The following is a 14,171-nucleotide window of genomic DNA, read 5'->3' as shown; positions in this document are numbered from 1 at the left end:
GCGGGGCTAGCTGGCCCTGCCGCCCTCCAGCGCGGTCACCGCCTCCTTGGCGGCCTTGATCGCACCCTTGTTGATGACGTCCGTACTCGGCGCCTTCTTGTTCTCGAAGTCGCTGCCGTTGTACGTGATGGTCACCAGCGCGTTGCCCGCGCGGACGACGACCGTGCCCTCACGCGTCTGCTGCTTGTCCTCCGTGGTGAGGTTCACGATGGAGTAGGCCTGGTCGCCGAGTCCGGGAACCGCGCCGCCGCCGCTCTTCTCCGTAGTCGTCTCGGTGTACGACTTCTGTGCCGCCGCGTCCGATTCCGTGATCTCGTACGACACGTCGAGCCAGCGGTAGTCGTACCCCTTGAGCGCGTTCCACGAGCAGGTGCGGCGCACCTTCGTGTCCGTCGACGGGATCTCCTTGCCGGCCGTCTTCGCGCCCGGCACCAGCGACTTGATCGTCGCCACCGCCACACTTCCGCACGGGGCGGGAGAGGTGGAGTACGCCTTGGCCGCGGTCGTCGCCGACGGGGCCGAGGCCTCGGGCGAGGCGCCGGACTCGGGCGTCGACTTGTGGTCGGCGGTCGTCGTCGCGGCGAACGGACCGGACGTCAGGGCCCAGCCCATCGCGGCGAGCACGACGACCGGCGACAGACGCGCGGTGAGAGCGAGCGGCAGAGGAAGAGAACGCAAGTCGCACTTCTCGTGGGGGATCAGGTGCGGAGCGGGTCCGCACTGCGGACGGGGACGGCCAGTGTCACATGACTGCCTGTGAGGCGGAAGTATGAACTCGCTCCGTGCCTGTGCGGTGACAGTGCCTCACTGTCGACGGGCTGTGTGTCCCCTTATGTCCACTCCCTACGGTCGAGTCGCGGCCACCCGCATCGTCGTCTCGATCCGTTCGACGGCCGCGAACGCCCCGTAGGCGATGAGCCGCACCAGACTCGCGTCGGTGTGCCGCGCCCCGCGCCAGGCGGCCACATCCTCCTCCGTGATCCGGTACGGCGCGAGCGCGGCCAGCACCGCGAGGCGCGCCGCGGGCCGCTCCCGCCGGTTCGGGAAGCCGCGCAGCACGACCGGCGGATGCGAACCGTCCCAGGCCCACAGCGTCTCCCGTACGAGCGTCCGGTCGTCGGCGTCGAGCAGCTCGGCGCCCACGTGCGCGGCCGTACGCAGCGCGTCGTAGGCCGGGCCCACGGGGGTTCCGGCCGCCCAGTCCGGGCCGGGTCCCGGGGCGTCGAGCAGGGGGAGCGCCGCCCCTGGTACGGCGGTCCGGCGCACGGTGCGGGAGACGGCGCGGCCCGCGAGGCTGCGTACCGCCCGGAAGCGCTGGGCGTTGCCCGGGAGGAGCTGTTCGGTCAGCAGGGCCGACACGACGCGGTTGATGAAGTGGAAGGCGAGGGCGGTGCCCAGGTAGGCGGGCGCCTGTTCACGCGGGAACGGGTACGGCGTCAGGGCCGCGCCCGGGACGCGTGTCCGGCGGCCCCAGTCGAGCACGCGCGCGTGGACCTCGTTCTCCGGGGTGCCGCCCCGGGCCAGGTGTTCGGCGAGGGCGTGGTCGCCGGTGGCGTGCAGCAGCACGGTGTGCGCGTCCGCGCAGAACGGGCACTTGTTGGCGAGCGAGACACCGAGCGCGGCCAGCTCCTTGCCGGTACGGCTGCCGGAGCCCGCGATCAGCGACTCCCGCATCAACGCCCAGACGGGCGCGAGGAGTTCGGGCGCGGAGGACAGGACCACGAAGGTCGGGGGCCGTTCGATGCCGAAGTCGACGGCGATCTGCTCGAAGACCTCGGCGGTGCGGCCGGTGGCGGACTTGGGCGACGGGGGCCGGGTGTGCCGGAAGGGTGTGGACATGGCAGCAGCGTGCGCGGCCGGGGTGGTCCGGGTCGTCGTACGGGCGAAGGCAGTTGGGGCTACGACGGGGAGGGCCGGGGCGGCGCGGAGTACTACGGGGGGAGTAGTGCGGGAGTTGTCCACAGGGCTGACGCCCGTGTCGGCGCGGCGGTCTAGTGTGCCGACATGAGCGGGTTCCCGGTCGATGTGACCCCACGCAGGCGTCTCGCCGACGCGTCCCTCGCGGTCGTGATCGGTGCCCTCGTCGTGGTCGTCGCGGCCTTCGACTCGGACACGACCGCCCTCGACTATGTGCTGATGGCCGTGGCGTCGGCGGCCCTGGCGTTCTTCCAGACGGCTCCGCGAGCGGTCCTCGCGGTGACCGCGGCGGCGGAGGCGGCCTACGTCCTGCACGCGCACCCGGGGCCCGTCGCCGGTCTGCCCGTCTTCGCGGCCATGCTCACGGCGGCTCGTGCGGGACACCGCGGTACTGCGGCCGTGGGCGGCGGGGTGTTCCTGGTGGCGTACTTCGCGACCGGGCCGACGACCCAGCAGGTGGTCGAGCGGACCGCGCTGCTGGCCGGCTGGTTCCTGTGCGCGGTGATCACCGGCCTCGCCGGCCGCAACTGGCAGGCGTATCTGCGCCAGACCGAACAGCGTGCCCTGGAGGCCGAACGCACCCGCGAGGAGGCCGCGTTGCGCCGCGCGGGTGAGGAACGCCTGCGCATAGCAAGGGAGTTGCACGACTCCCTCACCCACAGCATCTCGATCGTCAAGCTCCAGGCGGGAGTTGCCGTCCACCTCGCCCGCAAGCGCGGCGAGGAGGTGCCGCCCGCGCTGCTCGCCATCCAGGAGGCGGGCGGCGAGGCGATGCGCGAACTGCGGGCCACCCTGGAGATCCTGCGCACCACCGAGGAGCCCACCGGCACCCCCGCGCTGCTCGTCGAGCGGGCCTGCGCGGCGGGCCTCGCCGTCGAACTCGCGGTGACCGGCGAGGAGCGCCCCCTCGCCGCGACGGTCGACCGCGCGGTCTACCGCATCGTCCAGGAGGCCCTCACCAACGCGGCCCGGCACGCGGGACCGGCGAAGATCAACGTCCAACTCGACTACGGCGACGTCGACTTGACGATACGGGTCGAGGACGACGGAGCGGCCGACCCCGACTGTCCGCCGAAGCCGGGCATCGGCCTCACCGGCATGCGGGAGCGCGTCGCGGCGTTGGGCGGCACGCTGCACACGGCCCCGCGCGCGGAGGGCGGTTTCTCGGTCCGGGCCGAACTGCCGCTGGGGGAGACGGGATGATCCGGGTCGCGGTCGTCGACGACCAGGCGCTGATGCGCGCGGGCTTCCGCGCCCTCCTCGACGCCGAGGACGGCATCGAGGTGGTCGGCGAGGCGGCCGACGGTGAGCAGGGCGTGGCCCTCGTCCGCGCGCAGCTCCCCGACATCGCGCTGATCGACGTACAGATGCCGGTGATGACGGGCATCGAGGCCACCCGCCGTATCGCCGCGGACCCGTCGCTCGCCGCGGTCCGGGTCGTCATCCTCACCAACTACGGCCTGGACGAGTACGTCTTCGAGGCGCTGCGCGCGGGTGCCAGCGGGTTCCTCCTCAAGGACACCGACCCGGCGGACCTGCTCCAGGCGATCGGGATCGTCGCCGGTGGCGAGGCCCTCCTCTCCCCGGCCGTCACCCGGACCCTCATCGGCGAGTTCGTCTCCCGCCCTCCGGACCGCTCCACCGTGGAGGGTCTGGAACACCTCACCCGCCGCGAACGCGAGGTCACCGCGCTGGCCGCGCGCGGTCTCACCAACGAGGAGATCGCCGCCCACATGGTGATCAGCCCGTTCACGGCGAAGACCCACATCAGCCGGGCGATGACCAAACTCGGAGCCCGGGACCGGGCCCAACTCGTCGTGTTCGCCTACGAGTCGGGGCTGGTGACGGCCCGTACGCCGGAATCCCGTTGCGCGCCGGACACGCCGGATCACACCCTGGGGCGATGACCGAGACCACACGCGCGCAAGACCCCGCCGTCCGGGTGCGCGAGGAGATCCTCGCCTACTACGCCCAGGGCAAGGAGGACGGCCGCCTCAGACAGGGCTCCGACCGGCTGGAGTTCTGGCGCACCCAGGACGTGCTGCGGCGCCTGCTGCCGACGGCTCCCGCGCAGGTGCTGGACGTCGGCGGGGGCAGCGGCGTCCACGCCGAGTGGCTCGCGCGGGACGGGTACGAGGTTGAACTCGTCGACCCTGTACCGCTGCACGTGGAGCAGGCGGGCCGGCTGCCGGGGGTCACCGCCCGCGCCGGGGACGCCAGGGCGCTGCCCGACCAAGACGCCTCGTACGACGTGGTGTTGCTGCTCGGGCCGCTCTACCACCTGCCCGAACGGGCGGACCGCGTACGGGCGTTGAGCGAGGCGCGGCGGGTGGTGCGGCCGGGCGGGCTGGTGGTCGCGGCGACGATCAACCGTTTCGCGGGGCTGCACGACATGCTCAGGCAGGAGCTGTACTTCACCGAACCGCACCGCACGCGGATCGACCGCGAGATGGAGGAGGGCCGCCACGACTCCGAGGACGGCGGCCACTTCACGACCGCCTACTTCGCCCAACCGCACGAAGCACCCGAGGAGTTCGCGGACGCGGCGCTCACCGTAGAGGGCCAGTACGGCCTCGAAGGCGTCGCCTGGCTGATGGGCGGCATCGAGGACTGGCTGGACGACCCGGACCGCCGCGAGGCCGTCCTGACGGCGACCCGGCACATCGAGTCCGAGCCCACCCTGATCGGCACCAGCGGCCATCTGCTCACCGCGGGCCGACGCAAGTCCTAGGCCGTGTCCGCAAAGTCCCGCCTGCCCCGCGACGTCCGGCACGCTCCCCCACTGCCTGAAGGGCGTGGGAGGTGCCCCCACTCGCCGCACCGGACGAAAGCCCACGTACAACCAGTACGAGGGCTTCCGCCCGGCACTCCCCCACTGCCCTGAAGGCGTGGGGGGACCCCCAGAGCACGCACCGGACGCCGCGGGGCCCGCCCTTCGGGCGGACGACGGGACTTTGCGGACACGGCCTAGTGGGGCGGGTGGTGTTGGGGGAGCGTTCGGCCACCGGTACCCGGCGCGCAAGCCCGCCGTACCGCGGCCGTCCGTAGCGTGACGCCGTTCCTGTACTCGGCATTGGAGCGGACATGGACAGCTCTCCCACGGGCGACAGAGGCCTCGACGACCACCAGCGGCACACGGCGGGCTGTGAGTGCCCCCGCACCGCCGACCTCGACGGCGACGGCGTCGCCGCGTCGAGCCGCCGTACGTTCCTGTACCGGGCCGGTGCGCTCGGCGCGGGAACGGCCGCCGCGGGGATGCTGGGCGCGGCTCCCGCGTACGCGGAAAAGGGCGACAGCGATCCGTACGGTCGGACAACGATGTCACCGGCGCCGCGCGGGAGTTGGGACCCCGATCCGGACAACCCCCGGTTCACCGTCGTCGTCATGCCGGACACGCAGTACATGTTCGACCAGGACCGCATCCATCCGGTGCCGATGGAGGCGTCGTTCCGCTACGTCCTCGATCCGGCGGGCCGCGCGGGCGGCAACGACGAGAACATCGTGTTCCTGGCGCACCTGGGTGATGTGACGCAGAACGGGCTCACGGGGGAGTACGCGGCGGTCACCAAGGTGTTCGACATGCTCGACCGCGCGGGCGCCTCGTACGGCGTGCTGGCCGGCAACCACGATGTCTCCGCCGACGACCAGCGGGGCCGTACCCCCTACCTGGACACCTTCAGCCCGGCGCGCGCGAAGAAGACGCCCGGCTACCACTCCTCCAGCCCGGACGGTTACAACACCGCGCACATCTTCCGCGCGGGCGGCCGGAGTTGGATGCTGCTGTCTCTCGACTGGCGGCTGTCGGCGAAGGGTTTCGCGTGGGCCAACGCGGTCATCGCCGAGAACCCGACGCTGCCGGTGATCGTCACCACGCACGAGATCGTCGGCGCGGACGACGGCGGCGTCGCCGAACTCTCCGCCTACGGACAGCAGTTGTGGGACGGCCTGATCAAGGACAACGACCAGATCTTCCTCACCCTCAACGGCCACTACTGGCCGCCCGGCAGCACGGTGCTGAAGAACAGCGCGGGGAACGACGTCCACCTGCACATCACCAACTACCAGGACCGCTACTACGGCGGCGCGGGCATGATCCGCTCCTACCGCTTCGACCTCGACCGGGGCATGATCGACATCGCGACCTTCTCGCCGTGGATCCGCGAGCTGGCGGAGCAGGGCGAGTTGAACGCCCTCGCGGCGAAGGAGCTCGAACTCACCTCCAAGGTCGACTACTTCTCGATGGAGATCGACTTCGAGAAGCGCTTCGCCGGGTTCGCGCCGGTCCCGCCGCGCAAGTCGCGCCCGGCGCGCCGGATGCTGCTTCCGGGCACGCTGGCGTACTGGCGGTTCGACGAGGGCGGTACGGCGGGCAGCGATGTCGCCTCCGGCACGGTCGTCAAGGACCAGGCGGGCCACGGCAACGACCTCGTCCTCAAGACCGTCCCCGGCACCCCTGCGCACGCGCTCACCTGGACCGGCGACCACCACCCGGACCAACCCGCCCACGCGGGGCTGGTGTTCGCGGGCCAGGGCAATCCGGTCAGCGGCGCGTACCTCCAGACCGTCGACCAGGCACCGCTCAACCGCGAGACCTTCGCCCACGGCTTCACCTTCGAGGTCTTCTTCAAGGTCCCCGCCGACTGGGACGGCGGCCGCAACGGCTGGTCCTCGATGCTCAGCCGCGCGGGCACGGCAGCACAGGCGGGCAAGAACGGCCCCTCGGCGACCGCCGACGAGCCCGTCCTGACCATCAGCCTGTCCAGTTCCATCGAACTCCAGTGGAACGCCTACCCGCTCAACCAGAACGGCGCCACGACCGCCTGGAGCCACCTCCTCCAGCAGGAGGAGTGGTGGCACGTCGCCGTCGCCAACGACGGCCGCGTCAGCAAGCTCTACGTCAACGGCTGCGAGGAGGGCCGCAACCCGACCAGCACGGCGATCGGCCTGACCACCCTCAACATGCCGTTCCTGCTGGGCGGTTACCAGTGGGCGGGCGCGGTCAGCCAGGTCTTCCACGGGACCATTGGCGATGTCCGGATCAGCAACCGGGCTCTGAAGCCGGGGCAGTTCATGAACGCCTAGGTTCCCTGGATTCCGCCGTTCTGTAGATTTTCCGTATGTTCACCACCCGACCCACGCTTCAGGGCACCTTCGGCATGGTGTCCACCACCCACTGGCTGGCCTCGCAGTCGGCGATGGCCGTCCTGGAGGACGGCGGCAACGCGTACGACGCCGCCGTCGCCGGGGCGTTCGTGCTGCACGTCGTGGAACCGCACCTCAACGGACCCGCCGGTGAGGTGCCCATCCTCCTCGCCCCGGCGGGCGAGGAGGTGCGGGTGCTGTGCGGCCAGGGCGTCGCCCCGGCCGGAGCGACGATCGAGCACTACAGGGGACTCGGTCTGGATCTCGTACCCGGTACGGGACCCCTCGCGGCGGCCGTCCCCGGCGCTTTCGACGCCTGGATGCTCCTCCTCCGGGACTACGGCACGAAGTCCCTGGCCGACGTCCTGAAGTACGCCATCGGGTACGCCGAGGACGGCCACGCGTGCGTGGAGAACGTCGGGGCGACCGTCGAGGCCGTACGGGAACTGTTCGAAACGGAGTGGCCCACGTCGGCGGACGTGTACCTGCCCGAGGGGAAGGCACCCCGGCCCGGCGAGCTGTTCCGCAACCCCGCCCTCGCCGCCACCTGGAAGCGACTCCTCGCCGAGGTCGCCGGGGCGGGCGACCGGGAGGCCCAGATCGAGGCGGCACGGGAGGTGTGGCGGTCCGGGTTCATCGCCGAGGCCCTCGTGCGGCAGTCCGGGCGGCCCGCCATGGACACCAGCGGTGAGCGCCACACCGGCACCCTCACGGCCGCCGACCTGGCCTCCTGGTCCGCGTCCTACGAGGCCCCGGCGACGTACGACTGGAACGGCTGGACGCTCTGCAAGGCCGGTCCCTGGAGCCAGGGCCCGGCCTTCCTCCAGCAACTCGCGCTGCTCCCGGCCGAGTTGCCCGCCTACGAGTCCGCCGACTACGTCCATCTCCTCATCGAGGGCTGCAAGCTCGCGATGGCCGACCGGGAGGCCTGGTACGGGGACGCGGGCGAGGACGCCGTACCGCTGGGCGAGCTGCTGTCGGCGGAGTACAACGCGGCGCGGCGGGAGTTGATCGGCGAGAAGGCGTCGTACGAGCTGCGGCCCGGGAGTCCTGGAGGGCGCGCTCCGAGGCTGTGCGGGCACGCGCGCGTGGTGGCGCCCAAGGAGTCCGGCTTCGATCCGTTGGGGGCGGGGGAGCCGACCGTCGCGCGGGTGAGCGCCGACGGCGGCACGCGCGGCGACACCTGCCACCTCGACGTCGTCGACCGCTGGGGCAACATGATCGCGGCCACGCCCAGCGGCGGCTGGCTCCAGTCCAACCCCGTGGTACCCGAACTGGGCTTCCCCCTCGGCACCCGGCTCCAGATGACCTGGCTGGAACCCGGACTGCCCAACTCCCTTGCCCCCGGCCGCCGTCCGCGCACCACGCTCACCCCGTCGATCGCCCTGCGCGACGGAGTGCCGGTCCTGGCGTTCGGCACGCCCGGCGGGGACCAGCAGGACCAGTGGCAGCTGCACTTCTTCCTGGCGGTCGCCACGCGCGCGAAGGCACGCGGCGGACTCGACCTCCAGGGCGCGATCGACGCCCCGAACTGGCACAACGACAGCTTCCCCGGCTCCTTCTACCCGCGCGGCATGCGGCCCGGAAGCGTCACCGTCGAGGCCCGCATGGACGAAGCGGTCGTGGAGGAGCTGCGGCGACGCGGACACGAGGTGACCGTCGGCGACGCCTGGTCCGAGGGGCGGCTGTGCGCGGTCGCCCGGGACCCGGAGGCCGGGATCCTGTCGGCGGCGGCGAATCCGCGGGGCATGCAGGGGTACGCCGTGGGGCGCTGACCCTCCGGCGCGGGACGGCTGCTCCCGGTGATCTCCGGCTCCGGGTGTTCATGGTGATTCCACCCGGTGTGCACCGGGCGGGTGGGGATTGTCAGTGACGCGTGCTCTCATGGAGGCATGATCGAAGACACCGAAACCATCGACGAGTTTCTCGTACAGCACACCACCGACGTCGAAGAGGCCATCCGCCAGGCGGCGGCCACCGAGATCATGCCCCGCTTCCGGCAGCTCGCGGCGCACGAGGTCGACCAGAAGAGCGGCCCGCACGACCTGGTCACGGACGCGGACCGCAACGCCGAGCGGTATCTGACGAAGGTGCTCGGCTCCCTCCTGCCCGGCTCCGTGGTCGTCGGCGAGGAAGCGGTGCACGCCGACCCGGAGACGTACGAGGCGATACAGGGCGACGCCCCGGTCTGGATCGTCGACCCGGTCGACGGGACACGGCAGTTCGTGCGCGGCGAGACCGGCTTCTGCACCCTGGTCGCGCTCGCCCGGCACGGGGAGCTGCTCGCCTCCTGGACCTACGCGGCCGCCCGCGACCAGATGGCCACGGCCGTCAGGGGCGGCGGTGCCTTCCTCGACGGCGTACGGCTGCGCTCCGGCGCCCCGGACCCCGCCCGGGACCTGGAAGTGGCCACCTCCCACCCGGACTACACGACGGACGCCCAGAAGCGCGCGCTGCTCGGCCTGTGGGCGGACGGTGTGCACACGCGCCCGTGCGGCTCGGCCGGACTTGAGTATCTCGCCCTCGCCCGGGGCGAGTTGGACGCCGTCGCGTTCTCCTGGGAGGCCGCCTGGGACCACGCGGCGGGCCTGCTCCTCGTCGAGGAGGCGGGCGGCGCCCACCTCACGCTCACGGGCGAGCCGTTCCGCATCACCGGAGGCAACGCGCTGCCGTTCACGGCGGCCCGTGACGCGGCGACCGCGCGGCGCGTGATGGAGCTGCTGAGCGCGTCGTAGGGTCACGGGTTCCGCACACTGGACGGGCTGGCCCCGGTGTTGTCAGTCCTGCGGCATATCCTGACTCCCAGTTGCCATCGGCTGACGAAGGGGTCCCAAGGTGCCGTCGATGCTCGATGCGGTCGTGGTGGGTGCGGGGCCGAACGGACTGACGGCCGCCGTGGAGCTGGCCCGGCGCGGCTTCTCCGTGGCCGTGTTCGAGGCCCGGGACACGGTGGGCGGAGGCGCCCGCACCGAGGAGCTGACCCTCCCCGGCTTCCGGCACGACCCCTGCTCGGCGGCGCACCCGCTCGGTATCAACTCCCCGGCGTTCCGCGCCCTGCCGCTGGAGCGCTACGGCCTGGAGTGGCTGCACCCCGAGCTGCCCATGGCGCATCCCTTCACCGACGGCAGCGCGGCCGTGCTGTCGCGGTCGGTCGCGGAGACGGCCGCGTCGTTCGGACCGCGTGACGCGGGCGCGTACCGCAGGCTGGTCGAGCCCTTCCTCCCCAAGTGGGACACGCTGGTCCACGACTTCATGTCCCTGCCGCGCACAGCGCTGCCGCGCGACCCGGTCACCCTCGCCCGCTTCGGCCTGACCGGCCTGCCCCCGTCGACCTGGCTGACCAGCCGCTTCCGGGACGAGCGCGCCAAGACCCTGTTCGCGGGACTGGTCGGCCACGTCATGGCCCCGCTCAGCGGCTTCGCCACCGGCGCGGTCGGCCTGGTCTTCGCCCTGGCGGCACACGCGCGTGGCTGGCCCGTGGCCCGCGGCGGCTCCCAGTCCATCTCGGACGCCCTGGCCACCTACCTGAGGGACCTCGGCGGCGAGATCCACATCGACTACGAGGTCAAGCGCCTCGACGACCTCCCCCCGGCCCGCGCCTACGTCTTCGACACCTCGCCCACCGCCCTGGCGAAGATCGCGGGGTTCGGCGACTACTACGCCAACTACCGTTACGGCGCAGGCGTGTTCAAGGTCGACTACGCCCTCGACGGGCCCGTGCCCTGGACCGCCAAGGAGGCCCGCACCGCCGGCACGGTCCAGATCGGCGCCGACAGCACGGAGATCGGCACCGCCCTGCGCGCCGCGTCCCGCGAGAACCGCGCCCCCGACAAGCCGTTCATGATCACCGTGCAGCCCAGCATCGTCGACCCCACCCGCGCCCCGGCCGGCAAGCAGGTCTTCTGGGCCTACGGCCATGTCCCGAGCGGCTGGACGGGCGACCTCACGGACGCCCTGGAGCGCCAACTGGAGCGCTTCGCCCCGGGTTTCCGCGACCGCGTCCTCGCCCGCGCGACCGCGGGCCCACCCGAACTCGCCGCCCGCAACGCCAACTACGTGGGCGGCGACATCGGCACCGGCGCGGTCTCCGGCCTGCAGATCCTGCTGCGCCCCAAGCTTTCGCTCTCCCCGTACGGCACCCCGCACCCGGCCGTCTTCATCTGCTCCTCGGCCACTCCGCCCGGCCCCGGAGTGCACGGCATGTCGGGACACAACGCGGCGAAGGCCGTCTGGCGCAGACTGAGGCAGTCATGACCACCACCATCACCCTCGTCCGGGGCGACATCACCCGCCAGAGCGCCGACGCGATCGTCAACGCGGCCAACTCCTCACTCCTGGGCGGCGGAGGAGTCGACGGCGCGATCCACCGCCGGGGCGGCCCCGCGATCCTGGCCGACTGCCGGAAGCTCCGCGCCTCGCACTACGGCAAGGGCCTGGCCACGGGCAAGGCGGTCGCGACGACGGCGGGCGAACTGGACGCGCGGTGGGTGATCCACACCGTGGGCCCGGTGTACTCCCGCGACGAGGACCGCTCGGAACTGCTGACCTCCTGCTACCGCGAGTCCCTCCGCGTCGCCGACGAACTCGGCGCCCGTACGGTCGCGTTCCCCGCCGTCTCGGCCGGGATCTTCGGCTGGCCGATGGACGACGCGGCGCGGATCGCCGTAGAGACGGTTCGGGCGGCGGAGACGTCGGTCGAGGAGGTCACGTTCGTGCTGTTCGACGAGGCGGCGTACGAGGCGTTCGATCGGCAGGTCGGCTGACCAACGGCCGTATGCCGTCTGCCGGTTGGGTCGTCCTCACGCGTCGATCACGACGTCCTCCAGCGGTTTCGAGCAGCACAGCAGGATCTTGTTCTGGGTGATCTCGCGGGGCCGGATGCCTCCGTTGTGCTGCATGTCGACGGAGCCGGAGAGCAGGGTCGTCTTGCAGGTGCCGCACATGCCCTGGGCGCACGAGGCCGGCAGGCTGAGGCCGGCCCGGGACGCGGCGGCGAGGAGCGAGGTGTCGGGGTCGCAGTCGAGGGTGCGCCCGCTGCGAGTGAACTCGACCTTGAAACCGGTATCCGCAGCGCTGGTCGGCGAGGCCTCGGCCTGCGTGGCCGGTGTCTCGAAGGTGAAGCTCTCCTCGTGGTAGCGGTCCATGTCGAGACCCGCGTCCGCCAGCATCTGCCGTACGGCGGCCATGTAGGGGGCGGGACCGCAGGTGAAGACCTCCCGCTCCTGGAAGTCCGGCGCGACCTGCCGGAGCGTCTCGATCGTCAGGCGGCCGCGGTATCCGCCCCAGGGGGCGTACGGGCGGTCCTCCTCGCAGATGTGGACCACCCGGATGTTGGGCGCGGTCGCGGCGATGAGGTCGAGTTCGTGGCGGAAGACGATGTCCGCCGGGGTGCGCGCGCTGTGCACGAACACCACGTCGGCGGGGTCGGCCAGGTCGTACAGCGTCCTGGTCATCGACATCGACGGCGTCACCCCGACGCCCCCGGACAGGAAAAGGTACTTGGGCGCCGGATGCCGGGCCGTGCTGAACTCGCCGAGCGGTCCGTGTGCCCGCACGGTGTCGCCGGGGCGCAGATGGTCGTGCAGCCAGTTCGACACCAGCCCGCCCGGGATGCGCTTCACCGTGATCGAGAGCAGGAACGGGCGGGTGGGCGACGAGGAGATCGTGTAGCAGCGCTGGACCGGTCGGCCGTCGATGTCGAGGGTCAGCGTCAGGAACTGGCCCGGGTCGTGCCGGAACAGCCGGGGCTCGGCGTACTCGAACACGAACGTGGTGACGTCGTGCGTGAGCGGGTGCACCTGACGGCAGACCAGCAGCTCTTCGGTCTCGCTCATGGCTGGAGCTCCAGGTGTGCCTTTAGCCGGGTCACGTACCAGTTGACGAACGCCTCGACCTGTTCCTCCGTCGGGCCGTACGGGCCCGGTTGATAGGCCGGGCTGCTGATGCCCCGGTGGGCGCGGGCCACCAGCACCGCGTCCTGGTCGTTCGTGGCCTGCCACACCTTCGTCATCGTGTCGAGGTCGTAGTCGATCCCCTCCACGGCGTCCGCGTGCACGAGCCAGGTGGTGCGGACGAGGGTGCGGTCCGGGCCGAGCGGGATCGTGGAGAACGTGATCGCGTGGTCGGCCATGAAGTGGAACCAGGAGTTGGGCTGGAGGTGCATGGACAGTCGGCCCAGGCGGGCCGTGGGGAAGTCCGCCAGCAGGCGTGTGCACGCGGCCGTGCCGTCCGGGGTGTAGGACTCCCCGGCCAGGTCGAGGGGTTCGCGCTGGATGCGGAAACCGGTGGGCCGGGTGTCCAGTTCCTCGATCTCGGCGTACGGCAGGCCCAGCGACTCGTAGGTTTTCCGGGCCTCGGAGTCGGCCAGCAGGAAGCGCTCGAAGGCGGGGCGCAGCGCGGGCGGGATGTCCTTCTCCTGGTAGCCGTAGATGGGGAAGTAGCAGGCCTGGAGCTCGGGGTGGCCCACGCAGTGGTAGCACTCCCGGTTGTTCTCCATGGTCAGCTTCCAGTTGCCGTTCTCGACCAGGTCGATCTGCGTGGCGACCTTCGCTTTGGCGAGGTTGTGGGGTGCGAGGTACGGCTCGATGCGGGCGGCGACCTCGTCGAAGTCGGTGGGCGGTTCGTCGGCGAGGCAGATGAAGACGAGCCCGGCGACCGTGCGCGCGTGCACGGTACGCAGCCCGAAGCACGAGGGGTCGAAGCCGGGCGCCTGGGACTCGGCGTGCAGCAGTTTGCCGTCCACGCCGTACGTCCAACGGTGGTACCCGCAGACGATGTTGCCCACCGAGCCGCGCTCCTCGTTCAGGATGCGCGCGCCGCGGTGCCGACAGACGTTGTGGAAGGCCCGTACGTCCTCGTCGTCGTCGCGCACGACGATGACCGAGTACGACCCGATGGTGACCGTCACATAGTCGCCGGGCTCGGGGAGCTCCGCCTCGGCGGCCACGAACAGCCAACTCCGGGCGAAGACGGCCTCGATGTCGAGGTCGAAGAACTCCCCGCTCACATAGAACGGCGCTTCGAGGCTCTGACCGGCGGGGCGTCGGGCAACGAGGTCGCCGACGTCGGGGGTCGCTTGCTTCATCTCATCTCTCCGGTACGACGGGGGAGTT

The 14,171-nt window shown here is 71.6% G+C and carries 12 protein-coding genes; 8 read left to right on the top strand and 4 right to left on the bottom strand.

The annotated features are described in order from the left end of the window. Positions 1-6: 6 nt before the first annotated feature. Both OO69_RS06430 and OO69_RS06425 read right to left on the bottom strand, forming a co-directional pair. Positions 7-678 (bottom strand): hypothetical protein, encoded by a 672-nt coding sequence (locus OO69_RS06430; RefSeq protein ID WP_033279418.1) that lies wholly within the window; start codon positions 676-678, stop codon positions 7-9. A 165-nt stretch (positions 679-843) separates the two neighbouring features. Then, positions 844-1,839, bottom strand: a complete 996-nt coding sequence (locus OO69_RS06425) for a carboxymuconolactone decarboxylase family protein (RefSeq protein ID WP_033279417.1) — start codon at positions 1,837-1,839, stop codon at positions 844-846. A 165-nt stretch (positions 1,840-2,004) separates the two neighbouring features. Here OO69_RS06425 and OO69_RS06420 point away from each other — a divergent pair, with 165 nt between their 5' ends. From OO69_RS06420 to OO69_RS06385, 8 genes are all read left to right on the top strand, one after another. Continuing rightward, positions 2,005-3,120, top strand: a complete 1,116-nt coding sequence (locus OO69_RS06420; protein WP_033279416.1) for a sensor histidine kinase — start codon at positions 2,005-2,007, stop codon at positions 3,118-3,120. Further along, entirely contained in the window at positions 3,117-3,824 is a 708-nt protein-coding gene (locus OO69_RS06415; protein ID WP_033279415.1) for a response regulator, read from the top strand. The genes OO69_RS06420 and OO69_RS06415 overlap by 4 nt, the downstream gene beginning before the upstream one ends. Then, positions 3,821-4,648 carry a class I SAM-dependent methyltransferase gene (locus tag OO69_RS06410; protein ID WP_033279414.1) on the top strand — a complete coding sequence of 276 codons (828 nt, stop codon included), beginning with the start codon at positions 3,821-3,823 and terminating at the stop codon, positions 4,646-4,648. The genes OO69_RS06415 and OO69_RS06410 overlap by 4 nt, the downstream gene beginning before the upstream one ends. Positions 4,649-5,001: 353 nt before the next feature. Further along, positions 5,002-6,999, top strand: a complete 1,998-nt coding sequence (locus tag OO69_RS06405) for a LamG-like jellyroll fold domain-containing protein (protein WP_078652311.1) — start codon at positions 5,002-5,004, stop codon at positions 6,997-6,999. A 35-nt stretch (positions 7,000-7,034) separates the two neighbouring features. Then, entirely contained in the window at positions 7,035-8,834 is a 1,800-nt protein-coding gene (locus OO69_RS06400) for a gamma-glutamyltransferase family protein (protein ID WP_033279413.1), read from the top strand. A gap of 117 nt (positions 8,835-8,951) precedes the next feature. Further along, a complete protein-coding gene (locus tag OO69_RS06395; RefSeq protein ID WP_033279412.1) occupies positions 8,952-9,794 on the top strand; it encodes an inositol monophosphatase family protein in 843 nt (280 codons plus the stop codon). Between the two features lie 109 nt (positions 9,795-9,903). Next, positions 9,904-11,313, top strand: coding sequence for a phytoene desaturase family protein (locus OO69_RS06390; protein ID WP_033279411.1), 1,410 nt, complete (start codon positions 9,904-9,906; stop codon positions 11,311-11,313). Continuing rightward, positions 11,310-11,822, top strand: coding sequence for an O-acetyl-ADP-ribose deacetylase (locus tag OO69_RS06385; RefSeq protein WP_033279410.1), 513 nt, complete (start codon positions 11,310-11,312; stop codon positions 11,820-11,822). The genes OO69_RS06390 and OO69_RS06385 overlap by 4 nt, the downstream gene beginning before the upstream one ends. A gap of 36 nt (positions 11,823-11,858) precedes the next feature. Here the strand turns inward: OO69_RS06385 and OO69_RS06380 are convergent, their stop codons facing one another. Continuing rightward, entirely contained in the window at positions 11,859-12,893 is a 1,035-nt protein-coding gene (locus tag OO69_RS06380) for a hybrid-cluster NAD(P)-dependent oxidoreductase (RefSeq protein ID WP_033279409.1), read from the bottom strand. Beyond that, positions 12,890-14,143 (bottom strand): aromatic ring-hydroxylating oxygenase subunit alpha, encoded by a 1,254-nt coding sequence (locus OO69_RS06375; RefSeq protein ID WP_033279408.1) that lies wholly within the window; start codon positions 14,141-14,143, stop codon positions 12,890-12,892. The genes OO69_RS06380 and OO69_RS06375 overlap by 4 nt, the downstream gene beginning before the upstream one ends. Positions 14,144-14,171: the final 28 nt, after the last annotated feature.

Source organism: Streptomyces sp. NRRL F-525 (assembly GCF_000716605.1).
GTDB lineage: Bacteria > Actinomycetota > Actinomycetes > Streptomycetales > Streptomycetaceae > Streptomyces.
This window is presented reverse-complemented; position numbering and strand designations above follow the sequence as displayed.

Bases quoted from the DNA above. Each gene is read 5' to 3' on its own strand.
- OO69_RS06425 (WP_033279417.1), bottom strand. From the start codon at position 1,839: ATGTCCACACCCTTCCGGCACACCCGGCCCCCGTCGCCCAAGTCCGCC.
- OO69_RS06415 (WP_033279415.1), top strand. From the start codon at position 3,117: ATGATCCGGGTCGCGGTCGTCGACGACCAGGCGCTGATGCGCGCGGGC.
- OO69_RS06410 (WP_033279414.1), top strand. From the start codon at position 3,821: ATGACCGAGACCACACGCGCGCAAGACCCCGCCGTCCGGGTGCGCGAG.
- OO69_RS06400 (WP_033279413.1), top strand. From the start codon at position 7,035: ATGTTCACCACCCGACCCACGCTTCAGGGCACCTTCGGCATGGTGTCC.
- OO69_RS06390 (WP_033279411.1), top strand. From the start codon at position 9,904: ATGCTCGATGCGGTCGTGGTGGGTGCGGGGCCGAACGGACTGACGGCC.
- OO69_RS06395 (WP_033279412.1), top strand. From the start codon at position 8,952: ATGATCGAAGACACCGAAACCATCGACGAGTTTCTCGTACAGCACACC.
- OO69_RS06375 (WP_033279408.1), bottom strand. From the start codon at position 14,143: ATGAAGCAAGCGACCCCCGACGTCGGCGACCTCGTTGCCCGACGCCCC.
- OO69_RS06405 (WP_078652311.1), top strand. From the start codon at position 5,002: ATGGACAGCTCTCCCACGGGCGACAGAGGCCTCGACGACCACCAGCGG.
- OO69_RS06380 (WP_033279409.1), bottom strand. From the start codon at position 12,893: ATGAGCGAGACCGAAGAGCTGCTGGTCTGCCGTCAGGTGCACCCGCTC.
- OO69_RS06420 (WP_033279416.1), top strand. From the start codon at position 2,005: ATGAGCGGGTTCCCGGTCGATGTGACCCCACGCAGGCGTCTCGCCGAC.
- OO69_RS06385 (WP_033279410.1), top strand. From the start codon at position 11,310: ATGACCACCACCATCACCCTCGTCCGGGGCGACATCACCCGCCAGAGC.